This window comes from Sulfurovum sp. MH2-6, from assembly GCF_058374785.1.
Map to the genome: position 1 here is coordinate 18944 of NZ_CM178170.1, position 16825 is coordinate 35768.

A 16825-nucleotide genomic window follows, 5' to 3' on the forward strand; every position below is an offset into this window, starting at 1 on the left:
AAGATTTTGATAAATGATTATAGCATATTTAGACCTCCCGAAGAGGTCTTTGTTTTATACGATGAAGATCGTTGGAATGATGAGCGGATAACGTTTTTTCGTGCGGATCACGTGTTTTCTGATCACATTTCTGATGTTGTTCTCCACATCTTTGTGGTTCTTGAGTGATTCAGGTTTGAGATTGACGAGTACCGTTTCGATAAGGTTTTCGATCTCTTTTTGGAACTTTCTATCTTCTTTATCCGGTACCAAACCATGTGTCGTAATCACCGGTTTTCCGACGACCTTTTGAGTTTGCTGGGAGATCTGTGCTGCGATATTGATGATACCGTCTTCAGCCAGTTTTTGTCTATCCAGTACAACATCATCTTCGATCTGCATATTGTTTTGGTTATCGATATAGGTTTTACCGCTTTTGACCGTTTTTACCTTTTTGAGGTATTTCGGTGTGATCTCTACCTGGTCACCATCGCTCATAAGAAGGATATTTCTCTCATCTACGCCACATGCCACTGCTGTCTTGGCATGTTTTGCGATATGGTTGTACTCACCGTGTACCGGAAGGAAGAACTTCGGTTGAACCAGTCTGAGCATCAGTTTCTGTTCTTCCTGTGAAGCGTGACCGGAAACGTGAATATCTCCAAACTCTTTATAGCGTACGGTACAACCCGCTTTCATCAGCTTGTTCATCAGGCTTGATACCGAAGCTTCGTTACCAGGGATCGCTGAAGCCGAGATGATCACAGTGTCACTCGGTTTGAGCTTGATATGGCGGTGTTCATCTGTTGCCATACGGTTGAGTGCCGCCATCGTCTCTCCCTGTGAACCGGTAGTGACGATAAGGATCTCATCATCAGGGTACTTCGGTACTTCGTGTACTTCGATAAAATGTTTGTCGTCGATATCCACATATCCCAGGGCACGGTTCGTCTCTACGTTGCGTTCCATTGATCTTCCGATCACACAGATCTTTCTTCCATACTCTACACCGCGCTGCATCGCCTGGTAGATACGGTGCACATTGGAGGAGAAGGTAGACATGATCACTCTTCCTTTTGCCAGATCGAAGAGGGTATCAAAAGTTTTTCCTACGACAGTTTCACTCTTGGTAAATCCAGGATTATGTGAGTTGGTAGAGTCTGAAAAGAGACAGAGCACTCCTTTTTGTCCATAGTAGGCAAAACGCTGCAGGTCGGTGGTGAATCCATCTACCGGTGTATGGTCGATCTTGAAGTCAGCCGTGTGTACCAGGATACCTGCCGGTGTTTCGATCGCAAGTGAACATGCATCGATGATAGAGTGTGTCACGTGCATCCACTCAACTTTCATATCCCCGATCTCATACTGTTTTCGCTTGGTGATAAATCTGAAATAGGATGTATCGGCTTTCAGTCCATGTTCATTGAACTTGTTTTCGATCATTGCCAGTGCCAGCGGTGTCGCATAGATAGGGAACTTCAACTCTTTGAAAAGGTAGGGTACTGCACCGATATGGTCTTCGTGACCATGTGTGATAATGATCCCTTTGATCTTGTCCTTGATCGCATGCAGGTAGCTGAAATCAGGTACCAGGATATCTACACCATGCATACTCTCGTCAGGGAAGCTCATACCTACATCGATGATAATCGCAGTGGTTTCAGTCTCAAGGACCGCCATGTTCCCACCGATCTCACCGAGACCTCCAAGCGGGGTAAATCTTACTTTGCTTTTATTGCCGAGATCCATTCTTTTCCATGGCTGCATTCTCTGTTGTTGCAGTTTCATGTTTTCATCGATGGATGCACGCATCTCAGGACTGACGGTAGTCGTGTTTCTTCTTTTACCTCTGCTCTTTGCACTGCTTTGGCGGTTTTTGCTAGGTCTGGTCTTGTTCTGTCCCTCTTTTTTCGGCGCATTGTTTTGTTGCGGTCTATTGGCCCCGGGCTTTCTATTGGGGTTGTTTCTCTGTTGCGGTTTTCTATTTTGGTTTTTGTTTGAAGGCTGATCAGCTTTGTTGCCATCGACCTCTTTAGGCGCCTCTTTTCTGTTTGGATGAGGCTTCTGTTGGGTTTTTTGTTGCGGCTTTTGCTGTCTGTGCGGGTTAGGTCTTCTGTTTCTCTGTGTTGGCTGACCTTGCTTTTGACCTTCGTTGTTTTGGTTCTCGTTCTCGTTCATCTAAATTATCCTTCATTGCATTATATAAGTGATGATAGATAGATGTCTCAACTTCATGAGGCCGTAGATTGGAGTCTAGTTCCTGTTGACTAAAAGCTTCTGCTACTAATGCCTTGGGAAAACGGGCCATAAGGTTTTTTGAAAGTTTTTTACGGGGTTGTGCAAAGGCTACCCGTAAAAAACTTTCAAATTTTTCATCATTCATGGTTTCGTTTTTTTCTATTAAAAGTACTGCCGAGGTTACTTTCGGCGGAGGAATGAATGCTTCGGGCTCAACCTCGAAACATACGCTTGCTTTCCCCACACTGTCGGCCAGCACAGAGAGTGCAGAAAATGCTTTCTCTCCGGCATTTGCTGCAAACTTGTCTGCTACCTCTTTTTGAACCATAACCAAAATAGATCGGCAATGTTCATCTTTCAGTGCTTTTAATATGATATTAGTGGCAATATAGTAAGGCAGGTTTGCTACAAGATGATAAGGCTCATCCAGAAGCTTCCCCGACTCCCAACGCTCAAGCACATCACCGCAGCGAAGTTCAAAGTGGCTGTCGTGAGTAGCCTCTTTGAATTCATTGCTTAGATGCTCGCATAATCTTTTATCAACCTCAAATGCTGTGACATTGCGAACTTTTACAAGTTCTTTGGTTAAATCACCTAACCCAGGCCCGATTTCTGCGACTTTCAGGTCGTCATGGGGCATCGATTGGATGATTTTGTGAATGTAGGTATTGTTCTTTAGAAAGTTTTGTCCAAACTTCTTATCTGCAAAACTAGCTAAATCTTCATGAATCATACTATAATCTACCTTTATATTTCCCTATTACTCTTTGAGAACTTTATCTCTTTTTGATAAAAGGTGAGAAAGGAATTCCCACTTTGAGATAATTTTTGTATAATTCTACCATAATAAAGGACGATATGATGGATCATTTCATCATTTATGGAAGAAAGTCCATCAGTTCCGAGAGGAAACGTGCCAACCAGGCACCTTTTAGTTTTGAGTAAAAAAGGAAAAATGAGTGGATTATTTTGCAAAACGTATTATTATTATTATGATAGAACGCCTGATGAACAAAGTCCATCAGACTACGTTGACACTATGTCCACTTCAGCAGTGGGCTCATGCGACTAGTCGCATTTAATTTAAAGGATATTTAGTGGATTATTTTGCAAAACGTATTATTCCCTGTCTTGATGTGGACGGTGGTCGTGTCGTAAAGGGTGTGAACTTTGTAGGTCTGCGTGATGCAGGTGACCCTGTTGAAGTGGCAAGACGATACAACCAGGAGGGTGCAGACGAGATCACCTTTTTGGATATCGGTGCAAGTCATGAAGGCCGGGATACGATCGTAGATGTAGTGAAAAAAGTTGCTCAGGAGGTTTTTATCCCGTTGACAGTCGGAGGAGGGATCCGGGAACTTCAGGATATCTATAACCTTTTGAATGTGGGATGTGACAAAGTGAGTGTCAACTCTGCAGCGATCAAGCGTCCTGCTTTTATCGAAGAGGGTGCCAAGCGTTTTGGTGCCCAGTGTATCGTCGTGGCGATCGATGCCAAACAGGTCGCTAAAGACAAATGGCATATCTTTACGCACGGCGGACGTAATGATACAGGTATTGATGCACTCGAATGGGCGAAAGAGGCCTATAACAGGGGTGCAGGTGAGTTGCTGGTCACTTCGATGGATGCGGATGGTACCAAAGCAGGATTTGACAACAACCTCAATGCAAGGATATCCGATGCAGTGAATATCCCTGTGATCGCTTCAGGCGGGGCAGGGACGATGAAGCACATAGAAGAGGCTTTCACGATCGGCCATGCAGATGCAGCATTGGCTGCTTCGATCTTCCACTTCAGGGAGATCGATATCATGGATCTCAAACGCTATCTTAAATCACACAATATTCCGGTGAGACTCTAGTGATCGTCTGTGCCGGAAAGATAGAGACCTTTAATTTCGCTACCCCGGTAGGGATAGGGCTGACGGATGTCTCTATCAACCTTACAAAGCTCTGTATGGAGAAGAAGCCGGAGTTTCTGCTCTTCGTAGGAAGTGCAGGGAGTTACGGTGAAAAGCAGATCTTCGAGATCATCGAGTCAAAAACAGCGTGCAATATTGAAAACAGTTTTTTGGAAGGTCACTCCTATACCCCTATCGACAACGTCATTACAGCGGCTGATCCTTCACAGGTAAATCTCCCCAACATCCCTGATGTTTCACGTGAAACACGTCAAGCAGACGACAACAGTTTGTCGTCTGTAGGGTTGAAACCGGAACGGTGGAGCAACGCGACCCGTGGAGGCAGGGAAACATTAGTGAACTGTTCTAACTATGTGACATCAAACAGCCACTATGCAAAACAGTATCTGAAAAAAAATATCCATCTGGAAAATATGGAGTTCTATGCCGTCCTGAAGGTGGCAGAAAAATTCGGTATTCCAGCAGGCGGGGTCTTTATCGTGACCAATTTCTGTGATGAGAATGCACATGAAGATTTTAAAAAGAACCATAAAATAGCGATGCAGAAACTTGCTGCCTATATGAATGAAAAGAATAGAGAGTTGAGAATATAACCATGCAAGAAAAAAAGATCATTCAGGACTATACCAAAGAGGAGATGGCTGAATTTATCAAGCCGGCATTTCGTGTCAAACAGATCTACTCCTGGATCTACCATAAGTATGTCGACTCCTTTGAGCAGATGAAGAATCTTCCAAAAGAGATGAGAGAGAAGCTGGAAGAGGAGTATACGCTTACCCCCCTTAAGACGGTAATGGTACAAAACTCCAAAGACGGAAGCCGTAAATATCTCTTTGAACTCCATGACGGACATACGGTTGAAGCAGTACTTCTTCTGATGAGAGAAAAGGAGTATCATGAAGACGGGACAGTGAAGCATCAGGAGCGCTATACCGTCTGTATCTCATCCCAGGTAGGGTGTAAGGTAGGGTGTGCCTTCTGTTTGACTGCCAAAGGCGGTTTTATGCGTGATCTGACACCCGGAGAGATTGTCGAGCAGGTGAGACTGATCAAAAAAGATAATGACATCGATGCCAACCGTCGTGTCAACCTTGTCTATATGGGAATGGGGGAACCGCTTGACAACCTTCCGGCCGTTGCCAAGGCTGTCAAGATATTTGCCGATCCGGAGGGTATGGCAATCGCCCCTCACAGACAGACGATCTCCACATCAGGGCTCAGCTCAAAGATAGAAAAGCTTGGGAAGATGGACCTCGGTATCAACCTCGCGATCTCCCTGCATGCGGTAGATGATGCCTTGCGTCAACAGTTGATGCCGATTAACAAGGCTTACAATATCAAGTCTATTATCGATGCGGTCAAGAACTTCCCTGTCAATGCAAGAAAGAGGGTGATGTTCGAGTATCTTGTGATAAAGGATGTCAACGATGACATTGACTCAGCGAAGAAACTTATCAACCTGCTAGAGGGGATCAAGGCCAAAGTGAATCTGATCTACTTTAACCCGTATGGCGGTACGGAGTTTAAGAGACCCGAGGAGAAAGATATGATCGCTTTTCAGGAGTATCTGACTAAACGCGGACTGCTCTGTACGATCAGAGAGTCCAAAGGACTGGATATCTCCGCTGCCTGTGGTCAGCTGAGAGAACAAGAGTCAGAAAACAGATAGGGGAGGAGAGAAGATGGGCGTTTTGGATCTGGCATTATTGGGATTGATTATTGCCGTGGCTGCGGTAGGTGTAGGCTGGTTTGTTTATGAATCACGAAATGATAAGAAATAAGTAGCAGGGAGCAGCTTTACTGCTAGTGAGGAGTGAGGAGTGAGTCATTTGTTATTCGTGTACTCAAGGGCATTTCCTGCGGGCATTCGTGATTCGTGTAGGTCGGGGTGTCCCCACCCCGACATCAATGGTGATCTCTTATTCTCAGCTTGTATTGTGAAATAGATTGTGGATTCCCGACTGGAGTAGGGAATGACATGAGAGAGAAGTAGTACGGTGGATTTTGTCATCCTCGCGAAGGCGGGGATCTATAGGTTTGGATTCAAATTCAAGTTTACTATGTGAAAAAGAGCTTGTAGATTCCGGATCGGAGTCCTGAATGACAAATTTCCGATTTCCCATCCGTTCCGGGCGGACACGACGATCCGCCCCTACCGGGTCACCAATCATCTTTTATTTCCTATTTGGTGCGTGATTACGCACCCTACGCGATAGAGGAATGACAAAAAACACTTGACACACGCTCATGACTCTGTCACGATACTTATCACTTATCACTTATCACTTATCACTTATCACTTATCACTTATCACTTATCACTTATCACTTATCACTTATCACTTATCACTTATCACTTATCACTTATCACTTATCACTTTCTGTTAAACCGTCTCTCTTCTTTCGGATAGATACAGTGTTTCATCGCTTCAAAATCCACTCTGCTCTCGATATAAAATCTTGAGCCGTACTCAAATGTCAAGCTCTGTGCATGCAGAAGCAGTCTCGGTGCACCATGTTCTATGAGTCGTTCTTCAGGCGTCTGGATAAGGTCAAGATAGTTACTGGTCGCTTCAAAAGTGGCACCGTAGATCGGATCACCCAGGATCGGATGTTTCACGTGAAACAAATGGACACGTATCTGGTGGGTTCTTCCCGTATGGGGGTAGCAGGCTACGAGTGTGGCATCAAGCTTTTCATCATATTTGAGAGGCACAAAATCGGTATGCGATGCTTTGCCTTCTTCCTCATCGATAAAGACTTTGTGTTTTGTAATACAGTAGTCATCGTTGATCTTGATCGGGGCCGTGACACTGAAGGGCTCCGTCAGTTTCCCGTCGGCCCAGGCAAGATAGGATTTCTTGATCGTTTTAAGTTCGAATGAACTCTTTAAAAAGTTCTCCGCCTTTTTATGTTTGCTGGCAAGAAGCAGTCCCGAAGTCTCCATGTCGATACGGTGTGTAGCGTTGGCTTTGTCCCCGGCGATATTTCTGATCTCATCGAGCATAGAGTAGGGGGTAACCATGGCATTGGGGTGAACGAGTACACCAGAGGGTTTTTCAAAGACCATAAAATCTTTGTTTGCAAAAATCGGTTTTTTACCCTTGGGTTTAGGCCGGAAGAAGACCATCTCTATCTCTCCGCTGATCATATTCCCAGGACGGTACATGGACTCACCGTTGATCAGGATACGTCCTTTGGAGATATGTCTCTGTGCTTCACCCTGCGTATAGCCCAGGGTACGCATCACATAGACAAAGGCTTTGATCGGTTCGTTGATATGGAATGTTTCTTTTACAAATGGCATGGATAGGTTTACCTCGATATAACTGCAATTTTGATAGAATAATACCAAAATTTTAGAGCAGGATATTTGTAATGGTAGAAAGATATGCAAGACCGGAAATGTCAGAGAAGTGGACACAGCATGCAAGATATGCAGCGTGGCTTGAGGTAGAAAAAGCAGCTGTAAAAGCTTGGAACAGACTTGGATTGATCCCTGATGAAGATTGTGAAAAGATCGTAAAGAATGCTACGTTTTCAGTAGAAAGAATCGAAGAGATCGAAGCAGTGACAAAACATGACCTGATCGCATTCAACACAAGTGTCTCAGAATCACTCGGTGAAGAGTCAAGATGGTTCCACTACGGTATGACCTCTTCAGATGCAGTCGATACCGGTGTGGCTCTTCAGATGAAAGACTCTTTGGAGATCATCATCGAAGATGTGAAGATGCTCATGGAGTCCATCAAGAAAAGAGCGATGGAACATAAAATGACTTTGATGGTAGGAAGATCTCACGGTATCCATGGTGAGCCTATTACGTTTGGTCTGACTCTGGCTGTCTGGTATGATGAAGTGGCACGTCACCTGAAGAACCTTGAAGAGACGATGGAAGTGATCTCAGTAGGGCAGATCTCGGGAGCGATGGGTAACTTTGCTCACGCACCGCTTGAACTGGAAGAGTATGCCATGGCTGAACTTGGATTGAAGCCCGAGCCTTGTTCAAACCAGGTAGTTCAGAGAGACAGATATGCAAGACTTGCTACGGCTTTGGCACTGCTTGCTTCTTCGGTTGAAAAGTTCGCAGTTCAGGTAAGACACCTGCAGAGAACAGAAGTGTATGAAGCAGAGGAGTATTTTGCAAAAGGTCAGAAGGGATCTTCTGCGATGCCGCATAAACGTAATCCGATCCTCACAGAGAATATCACGGGTCTGGCTAGAATGATCAGAGCCTATGCGGCACCTGCTATGGAGAACGTGGCACTCTGGCATGAGAGAGATATCTCTCACTCATCAACAGAGAGATTCTGGCTGCCTGACGCATTTATCACGACAGATTTTATGCTTCACAGAATGAACAATGTGATCGCAAACTTGACAGTCATGCCTGAGAATATGATGAAGAACCTGAACCTTACAGGTGGATTGGTATTCTCTCAAAGAGTACTGCTTGAGCTTCCAAAAGCAGGTGTGAGCAGAGAAGATGCCTACAGGATCGTACAGAGAAATGCAATGAAAGTATGGGAAGAGATCCAGCATGGTAAACCGACAACCAATGAAAACGGTGAGTCACTCTACCTTGGTCACCTCCTGGCAGATGAGGAGCTTAGAAGCAAACTGAGCGAAGCGCAGATCAGAGAGTGTTTCAACTACGATTACTATACGAAAAACGTGGATGCGATCTTCAACAGAGTATTTAACAAGTAGTTAAGCTGTAGAGTATCTCTCTTCCACTATTTCAACGCTGAACTATAGGTACAGCGTTGAATCTTTTTTATCTTATCGTTTCTCCTGAATGACATCACAAAATCTTTGAAAGTGTCACCCCTTTGCCTCTTTAATTTTAAACATTTTTCGTCAATACATATCCTAAGTCCCGTCTTCAGGGGAACTCCAAATGTATCATGAAATCTTATAAAAAAAATGCCCAAAAATGATACATATTTTCATACTTCTTCAAGCACAAATTGAGTAAAATCGAATTTTATATTACTACACGACAGAGAGCTTTTTTTTAGAAGAAATATGAGCAGATCAAGCATTTTCAATTGCTCTGTCGTACTACGGTCATAGTAAACAAAGTTTAATTTTTCAGGAGTCAAAATGGTCAGAGTTGTAAAGCGAAACGGAAGAGTAGAAACACTGGATGTATCTAAGATCCAGAAGTATACATCTGCAGCGATCGAAGGACTGGACGGTGTAAGCCAAAGTGAGCTGGAGGTTGATGCCAAGTTACAGTTTCGTGATATGATCCATACAGAAGAGATCCAGAAGACACTGATCAAAACAGCGGTTGACAAGATTGACATTGACAGACCGAACTGGACCTTTGTCGCATCGAGACTGTTCCTTTATGATATCTACCACAAGGCGACAGGATTTACAGGGTATAACCATCTTCGCGAATATTTTGAACGCGGAGAGAAAGAGGGTCGTATCGTACTGGGATTGAAAGAGAAGTACGACCTTGATGACCTTAACGACTATATCAAACCTGAGCGTGACCTGCAGTTTACCTATCTTGGGATCAGAACACTCTATGACAGATACCTGATCAAAAACAGAGAAGGGAGTCCTATCGAGCTTCCGCAACAGCTCTTTATGGGTGTTGCGATGTTCCTGGCTCAAAATGAATTTGACTGCCAGACATGGGCGAAAAAGTTCTATGATATCATGAGTAAATTTGAAGTGATGGCTGCGACTCCGACACTCTCAAATGCACGTACACCGAGACACCAGCTCAGCTCATGTTATATCGGATCGACGCCGGATAACATTGAGGGGATCTTTGACGGATACAAAGAGATGGCACTCTTGTCAAAATTCGGCGGCGGTATCGGTTGGGACTGGTCACTGGTTCGCGGTATGGGATCGTATATCGACGGACACAAACATGCAGCGGGCGGTATCGTGCCGTTCCTGAAGATTGCCAACGATGTAGCGATCGCAGTGGATCAGCTGGGTACACGTAAAGGTGCCATCGCAGTCTATGTAGAGCCTTGGCATGTGGATATCAAGGACTTCATTGATCTGAAGAAAAACTCCGGAGAGGAGCGCCGTAGGGCACATGACCTCTTCCCTGCGGTATGGCTCAATGACCTCTTTATGCAGCGTGTTGCAGAGGATGCAATGTGGACACTCTTTGATCCGTATGAGGTACCGGAGTTGACAGAGCTTTACGGAGAGGCGTTTGAAGCACGTTATGTCGAACTGGAGAACTCCGATGACAAGATCACCAGAGAAGTGATCTCGGCAAAAGGGCTCTGGAAAGAGATACTCAGAAGTTACTTTGAGACAGGTAACCCGTTCCTGACCTTTAAAGATGCGGCCAACAGGGCAAACCCGAACAGACATGACGGTGTCATCCGAAGTTCAAACCTCTGTACAGAGATCTTCCAGAATACGGCACCTAACCACTATAGGATCAGGTTGACGTTTGATGACGGCAGTGTTGAGACCTACGAAGAGCATGAGATGTTGACAGTTGACAACGGTATGACCAAACCTGCGAAGAAAGTGACGGCAATGGACAGTCTGAACGGAAAGCAGGTATGGATCACAGATAAAGAGAAGATCGATGGAGATACGGCAGTCTGTAATCTTGCATCCGTCAACCTTGGACGTGTCAATACACCTGAAGATATCGCAAGGGTTGTACCGACAGCGATGCGTATGCTTGACAATGTCATCGACCTGAACTTCTATCCGCTTGCAAAAGTGAAGAAGACGAACAACAAGACAAGAGCCGTAGGGCTTGGTGTGATGGGTGAAGCACAGATGCTTGCTGAGAGCGGAGTGCACTGGGGAAGTTCTGAACACTTTGAGAGGATCGATGAGATCATGGAAGCTGTCTCTTACCATGCGATCCGTACTTCATCAGACCTTGCACTGGAGAAAGGAAAGTATCCGCTCTACGAAGGTTCAGACTGGTCCAAGGGGATACTCCCGATTGACAAGGCCAATGAAGAGGCATGTAAACTGGTAGACAGAGGCGGGCTCTTCGGGTACAGCTTTGACTGGCAGGCATTGAAAGAGAAGGTCAAAACCGACGGTATGAGAAACGGTTACCTGATGGCTGTCGCACCGACCAGCTCTATCTCTATCCTGACAGGTACGACACAGGCGATCGAGCCGGTCTATAAACGTAAATGGTTTGAAGAGAACCTCTCAGGACTTATTCCGGTAGTCGTACCGAACCTTTCACCGGAGACATGGGAGTACTACACGCCTGCCTATGACCTGGATCAGAGAGTACTCATCAGAGCTGCAGCGATCCGTCAAAAGTGGATCGACCAGGGACAGTCGCTCAACATCTTTATTACGCTTGACAAAGCAAGCGGTAAATATCTCAATGATATCTATATGGATGCATGGAAGTTCGGCCTGAAGTCGACGTACTATCTGAGATCTCAGTCGCCTGAGTCTTCTAATGATGTTGAAGATAGATCTATGGAATGTGTAGGTTGTCAATAATGAGAGCTGTTAAGCAAAAGCAAACTGCTTTGCTTTTGTAAGCTCGGAACCGAAGCGGTGGAGCAAAGCGATCCGCGAAGGCTTGAACTATTTTAGTCTATCTTTGGATGAGTTGGTTCAGTCACTTACTATACGTAAGCTCTTTCTCAACAACATCCAAATCTACAGCAACCTCAAAGGCTATTTGCTTGTAAAAAAGGTTGACATTAAGTTACAAAATTCTTTCATCGAACGGCTTCGCGCCGATCGCTCACTTCTGGTACTTGCCCTGACCGGAGGGAGGAAATGCCCTTGGGGTGAAATACCGATACCCCTGTCGCTAAAGCGTAAGTGGGGTGTACTCGAAGTAAGCTCCCTCTCTCTACTCACACCGTGCGAGAAAATCTACAGCAAACTAAGAGACTATTTCTTTTTTCATTTATAACAATACTTATTATATTTCTTTTATTCCTTTTCTTTTTTTTCGTGCGCAACAGAAGGAGAGTGTAGGTCGGGGTGTTCTCACCCCGACATCAAGTGTAATTTATCCATAAGAGGTGAAGTCGGGATACCGGTGTAGTGAAATGAGGTTAAATTTTCGCGTAGGGTGCGTAATCACGCACCAACAATTATACAGATAAATAAACGCTTCTTAGCTTTCGACTCTGCTCAGGGTGAAGAGAGGAAAAATTAAAAGTTTATTGTTCACTCCTAATGCCTAGTTCCTCACTCCTAACTAGCAGCACTCGACACCTTCTTATAACTCTGTCATGATGCTCACTGCTCCTCATTGTTTATTCATATCTTTTCTTTTTTTGTCACTGAGCACTGGGCGTACAGATGCGAAGGTGAGAGTCGTAAAAAAATGACAAACTGTTGTCATTTTTAGACTCGGAACCGGAAGAGTTGTGCAGAATGTACCTCTGAAGGAAGATCTACAACACACCGAGAGCATCGTCCGTACGCTTGTGAAGTGAAAACCGTTAAGAAAACAACAACTGCTTGTTGTTTATAGGTTTGAAACCGAAATGGTCGTAACGCAGTGTAGCCATGTAGGCAAACTTTTTGCTTCGTTTTTTCTCCTAGTGAAGCGTAGCGGTGACGAAGTCATCACTCTCTTTGAGAAAAAAATGAAGAGAGAAACACCACTTAACATTGTCAAATAAGAAGACTGTGCAAAAATAGTTATCGGATTGTAGATTCCCGATGCCCGTAGGAAATACTCTTGGGGTGCGGAGTCGGGAATGACAGGAAAAAACGATTACTTTTATTGCAGACCATCTTACTTGCCATCCCCGGGCGGACACAACGATCCGCCCCTACAAATGAATCATGACTTAACAATCACGAAAAACACTTGACACGCTCTGATGACTCTGTCATGCTGCTCCCTGCTCCCTGCTCCCTGCTCCCTGCTCCCTGCTCCCTGCTCCCTGCTCCCTGCTCCCTGCTCCTTGCTCCTTGCTCCTTGCTCCTTGCTCCTCACTGTTTATTCATTCCTTTTCTTTTTTTTCGTGCGCAAAAAAAGAAAACGAACCCAAAAGAATGAGAAGCGTTAAGTAAACGTGAATTTCTTCATGTTTATAGTTTGGAACACAAAGGGCTATCGCTAAAATATTGTTCCTCTCTATATTGAAAATCTCCAGTGGTAAAAGATATTTTTTGTTCTCGAAGTCTTGATTGGGAATGCCTCTTGAGTGAAGCAAGAAAAACGAAGCGAAAAGAAAAGCACAAAATTTTGATGCTTAAAATAGATATTTATTCGTCTAGCGATACTTTCAATGAAAAATTTATCCACCTTTTATGTGAAAAACCACAGAAACCCTCATAAACCTATCTAAAATCCAAAATAAGCGGTTTTGATACCTTTTTTAACCTTTGGTATTAAAAAATAAAAAAAGAGGCTTATTTTTAGACTGTTTTGATGCACAAATGATGGGATTTTAGTCACCGGTATAGAGCTGTCTCGGTCGGGCGATCTTTGAAGCTCTGTCTTTTTTGAACTCGATCCACTGTGTGATCCATCCGACGGTTCTTCCTATCACAAAGATAGGGGTGAACATCGATTTCGGGATCTTCAGTGCGGTGAGGATGATCCCGCTGTAAAAATCGATATTGGGGTAGAGGTTCCTTGAGATGAAGTATTCGTCGTTCAGTGCGATCTCTTCGATCCTGCTTGCGACTGCCATCAGTTCAGAGTCAAGGTCAAGTTCCTCTTTTAGCTGGTCCTGGAGTTTTTTAAGGATCTTTGCCCTCGGGTCGAAATTTTTGTAGACCCTGTGTCCAAAGCCCATCAGCCTGAAGTCATCGTTGGGATCTTTGACTCTTTTGATAAAGTCATCCACCCTGTCGACACTGCCGATATACTCAAGCTGTGCGATCACCGATTCGTTGGCACCGCCGTGTGCCCGTCCCCAGAGTGCGGAGATACCCGCAGAGATCGCCACGTAAGGGTGTGCCCCGGTAGAGGCGACGCCTCTGACAACGGTAGTGGAGGCATTTTGCTCATGGTCGGCATGAAGGGTGAAGATCGTATCGAGGGCTTTGATCTCTATCTCTTTGATCTTCTCTTCGCCATAAGGTCCGATACGCATCTTCCCTCCGGGATAGGCACGCAGCATTGTCAGAAAGTTTTCCGTGAAACCCAGTGCGATATCGGGCTGGATGAAAGGGATACCCAAAGAGTGCCTGTAGGCAAAGGCTGCAATGGTCGGGATCTTGGAGATGATACGGTGCGCCATCTCCAGGTACTCCTCCTCTCTGTTCATCTCGATATGATCATTATAAAAAGTGGAGAGTGCCGTTACTGCTGCGGAGAGGGTAGCCATAGGGTGGGCATTGTCAGGAAAGGCATCATAGAGTTGGCACAAGCCTGTATGCAGATAGGCACGGTGTCTGATCTCAAGATCAAAATCTCTAAGCTCCCTGTCTTTGGGGAGTCTGCTATTAAGAAGGAGATAGCATGTTTCCATATAACTGTGTTCCAGGGCAAGTTTTTCGATGGGGATGCCTCGGTAGCGCAACTCACCCTTCGCTCCGTCGATAAAGGTGATCTTTGATTCACAGCTGGCCGTGGAGGTATATCCCGGATCGAAGGTAAACATGCCGGTATCCCTGAAAAAAGTGCGCAGGTCGACTACCGACGGACCGCGCGTACTTTGGAGGATATCATACGTATAGGAGTCTCCTGTGATGTTATTGGTTAGTGTCATTGTCTGCTTTCCCATCTGCTGCTCCTGTGAGATAAACTATAGTGTGAGTATAGATCGTATCTGTAGAGTCTCTGTGTAGTCGAAAAGAGAGATTTATCACAGAGGGGGTGAATAGTGTAAAGAGGAAAAATATTGGACTACACAATCGTTACACATAAGTAGAGTATACTTCGAAGCAGAAGGGTAGAGTTATTCCGGATCTATTCTCCCCTGCCGGAGACTTCTGCACCTTTCTGACAGCTTCTCATGCCAACTATGCATATTCCCCTTATGCGTCCTCCTTAAACTAGATACGTATTTGAGAAGCTGTCTTATTTATCACCCCAGCCATGCATTTTTTTCGAGATGATGACATCATACGCTTCAAAGAGATCATCGATGGTATTCGTAGCCACATAGTAGTTCTCCTCCAGCAGTTTTTCCCACTGATGACGTTCCTGAGTATCTCCATGTGGTACAAAGAGCAGGATATTCCCCGAGTTTCTGATGATCTCATGGGATTTACGGAGGAAATCGCCTCTCTGCGCTTCGGGAAGGTCGATCGTGACAAAGAGGAACTCATAGCTTTTACCCTGTATCAGGTATTTGGGCCTCTTCAAAGAGAAATCTATGATCCTTATCCCCTCTTTGCCTTCAAATCTCTTCTGCACTCTTTCATAAAATGTTTTCTCCGTGGCATTGATCTGATAGTGATACGATTTCGCATGACAAAAGTCATAGATGGTCTCTGAAAGTTCCAGGTTCTCATCACTAAAATGTACGATGGAGGTAGAGGGGTAGGGGCCCACGATCTCCAACAGTTTTTGCAGTTTGTCCAGTTCTATATGCTTCATGGCAACAAGTCTATTCAATTTACGATAAAACGGGCCTAAAATAAGAACAATAAGAGGAAGAATAGCGATGAAACAGGCGGGATTTTCACACCTTTTCAGACTAAGCAAATTTGAGGTTAAAAGAGTATATTATTTTAAAAAGTAATGGCAATAAAAGGTAGTGAAATGATTCGAAAAAAGATCTATAACCCTGAATCAAAAGAGAAGACAAGCGAGCGTCGTATATTTGGTGGAAACCCGACAGGAATCTTTGAACTGAACGATCTTAAATACCAGTGGGCATACAATCTCTGGGAGATGATGCTCAACAATACCTGGTTCCCCAAAGAGGTGGATATGACCAAAGATGTGAGTGACTATAAGAACCTTACATCCGATGAGAAATCGGCCTATGACAAGGTACTGGCACAGCTGATCTTTATGGACTCTTTGCAGACCAACAATATCATTGACAATATCAACCCTTTTATCACGGCACCGGAGGTGAACCTGATCCTGGTCAGACAGGCCTTTGAAGAGGCTCTGCATTCCCAAAGTTATGCGGTCATGGTAGACTCTATCTCTACCAATACCGATGAGATCTATGAGCTTTGGCGTAAGGATATGATGCTTAAGACCAAAAACGATGCGATTGCACAGGTCTATGAAGAGCTTGCTCAGAACCCGACCGACCGCAATATCGTCAAAGCGATGTTCGCCAACCAGATCCTGGAGGGTATCTACTTCTACAGCGGTTTCACCTACCTCTATACCCTTGCGCGCTCGGACAAGATGCTGGGGACTGCACAGATGATCCGCTTTATCCAGAGAGATGAGGTCACGCACCTGCTGCTCTTCCAAAACATGATCAACTCTACCAAAAGAGACAGACCGGAGCTCTTTACGCCTGATCTTATCGATGAGGTCTATGAGATGTTCCGTTCAGCGGTGAAGCTTGAGTCCGAGTGGGGTGCCTATATTACCCAGGGGCAGATCCTCGGGCTTACCGATGATATCATCGCACAGTATATTCAGTATCTTGCTGACCAGAGACTGCATGCTGTGGGACTTGAGAAGCTCTACAATGTCGAGCATCCGATCAAATGGGTGGATAACTTCTCCAAGTTCAACGACCAGAAAACCAATTTCTTTGAAGGGAATGTGACCAACTACTCAAAAGGAAGTCTGGACTTTGACGACTTTTAGGA

The 16825-nt window shown here is 44.8% G+C and carries 11 protein-coding genes; 6 read left to right on the top strand and 5 right to left on the bottom strand.

Translation table 11 applies throughout. The annotated features are described in order from the left end of the window. Nucleotides 1–54: 54 nt before the first annotated feature. Nucleotides 55–2157, bottom strand: coding sequence for a ribonuclease J (locus AC4JOV_RS00120; protein WP_229937142.1), 2103 nt, complete (start codon nucleotides 2155–2157; stop codon nucleotides 55–57). Further along, complete coding sequence (gene rsmA, locus AC4JOV_RS00125) at nucleotides 2084–2950, bottom strand: 16S rRNA (adenine(1518)-N(6)/adenine(1519)-N(6))-dimethyltransferase RsmA (RefSeq protein WP_229937141.1); 867 nt, start codon at nucleotides 2948–2950, stop codon at nucleotides 2084–2086. The genes AC4JOV_RS00120 and rsmA overlap by 74 nt, the downstream gene beginning before the upstream one ends. A 364-nt stretch (nucleotides 2951–3314) precedes the next feature. Between rsmA and hisF the strand changes: the two genes are divergently transcribed. From hisF to rlmN, 3 genes are read left to right on the top strand one after another with little or no spacing between them, the layout of a single operon-like run. After that, complete coding sequence (gene hisF, locus AC4JOV_RS00130; protein ID WP_229937140.1) at nucleotides 3315–4079, top strand: imidazole glycerol phosphate synthase subunit HisF; 765 nt, start codon at nucleotides 3315–3317, stop codon at nucleotides 4077–4079. Next, nucleotides 4079–4732 (top strand): phosphorylase family protein, encoded by a 654-nt coding sequence (locus tag AC4JOV_RS00135; RefSeq protein WP_229937139.1) that lies wholly within the window; start codon nucleotides 4079–4081, stop codon nucleotides 4730–4732. Before hisF ends, AC4JOV_RS00135 begins: the two co-directional genes overlap by 1 nt. 2 nt (nucleotides 4733–4734) lie before the next feature. After that, complete coding sequence (rlmN, locus tag AC4JOV_RS00140) at nucleotides 4735–5808, top strand: dual-specificity RNA methyltransferase RlmN (RefSeq protein WP_229937138.1); 1074 nt, start codon at nucleotides 4735–4737, stop codon at nucleotides 5806–5808. Between the two features lie 704 nt (nucleotides 5809–6512). Here rlmN and AC4JOV_RS00145 read toward each other — a convergent pair. Further along, nucleotides 6513–7445 (bottom strand): RluA family pseudouridine synthase, encoded by a 933-nt coding sequence (locus AC4JOV_RS00145; RefSeq protein ID WP_229937137.1) that lies wholly within the window; start codon nucleotides 7443–7445, stop codon nucleotides 6513–6515. 71 nt (nucleotides 7446–7516) lie between these two features. Between AC4JOV_RS00145 and purB the strand changes: the two genes are divergently transcribed. Continuing rightward, nucleotides 7517–8848, top strand: a complete 1332-nt coding sequence (gene purB / locus AC4JOV_RS00150; RefSeq protein WP_229937136.1) for an adenylosuccinate lyase — start codon at nucleotides 7517–7519, stop codon at nucleotides 8846–8848. Between the two features lie 396 nt (nucleotides 8849–9244). Continuing rightward, complete coding sequence (locus tag AC4JOV_RS00155; protein WP_229937135.1) at nucleotides 9245–11614, top strand: ribonucleoside-diphosphate reductase subunit alpha; 2370 nt, start codon at nucleotides 9245–9247, stop codon at nucleotides 11612–11614. Between the two features lie 1922 nt (nucleotides 11615–13536). On the opposite strand, the gene AC4JOV_RS00160 is transcribed toward AC4JOV_RS00155, so the two are convergent. Both AC4JOV_RS00160 and AC4JOV_RS00165 read right to left on the bottom strand, forming a co-directional pair. Next, on the bottom strand, nucleotides 13537–14820 hold the full coding sequence (locus tag AC4JOV_RS00160) for a citrate synthase (RefSeq protein WP_229937134.1): 1284 nt from the start codon (nucleotides 14818–14820) through the stop codon (nucleotides 13537–13539). 296 nt (nucleotides 14821–15116) lie between these two features. Further along, nucleotides 15117–15638 (bottom strand): hypothetical protein, encoded by a 522-nt coding sequence (locus AC4JOV_RS00165; protein ID WP_229937133.1) that lies wholly within the window; start codon nucleotides 15636–15638, stop codon nucleotides 15117–15119. Nucleotides 15639–15803: 165 nt separating this feature from the next. Here AC4JOV_RS00165 and AC4JOV_RS00170 point away from each other — a divergent pair, with 165 nt between their 5' ends. Further along, nucleotides 15804–16823 carry a ribonucleotide-diphosphate reductase subunit beta gene (locus AC4JOV_RS00170; protein WP_229937132.1) on the top strand — a complete coding sequence of 340 codons (1020 nt, stop codon included), beginning with the start codon at nucleotides 15804–15806 and terminating at the stop codon, nucleotides 16821–16823. The last annotated feature ends 2 nt before the right edge of the window (nucleotides 16824–16825 follow it).

Excerpts from the sequence above, each read along its gene's own strand:
- AC4JOV_RS00170 (WP_229937132.1), top strand. The coding sequence starts at position 15,804 with ATGATTCGAAAAAAGATCTATAACCCTGAATCAAAAGAGAAGACAAGC.
- AC4JOV_RS00155 (WP_229937135.1), top strand. The coding sequence starts at position 9,245 with ATGGTCAGAGTTGTAAAGCGAAACGGAAGAGTAGAAACACTGGATGTA.
- rlmN (WP_229937138.1), top strand. The coding sequence starts at position 4,735 with ATGCAAGAAAAAAAGATCATTCAGGACTATACCAAAGAGGAGATGGCT.
- AC4JOV_RS00145 (WP_229937137.1), bottom strand. The coding sequence starts at position 7,445 with ATGCCATTTGTAAAAGAAACATTCCATATCAACGAACCGATCAAAGCC.
- AC4JOV_RS00165 (WP_229937133.1), bottom strand. The coding sequence starts at position 15,638 with ATGAAGCATATAGAACTGGACAAACTGCAAAAACTGTTGGAGATCGTG.
- rsmA (WP_229937141.1), bottom strand. The coding sequence starts at position 2,950 with ATGATTCATGAAGATTTAGCTAGTTTTGCAGATAAGAAGTTTGGACAA.
- AC4JOV_RS00120 (WP_229937142.1), bottom strand. The coding sequence starts at position 2,157 with ATGAACGAGAACGAGAACCAAAACAACGAAGGTCAAAAGCAAGGTCAG.
- purB (WP_229937136.1), top strand. The coding sequence starts at position 7,517 with ATGGTAGAAAGATATGCAAGACCGGAAATGTCAGAGAAGTGGACACAG.
- AC4JOV_RS00160 (WP_229937134.1), bottom strand. The coding sequence starts at position 14,820 with ATGGGAAAGCAGACAATGACACTAACCAATAACATCACAGGAGACTCC.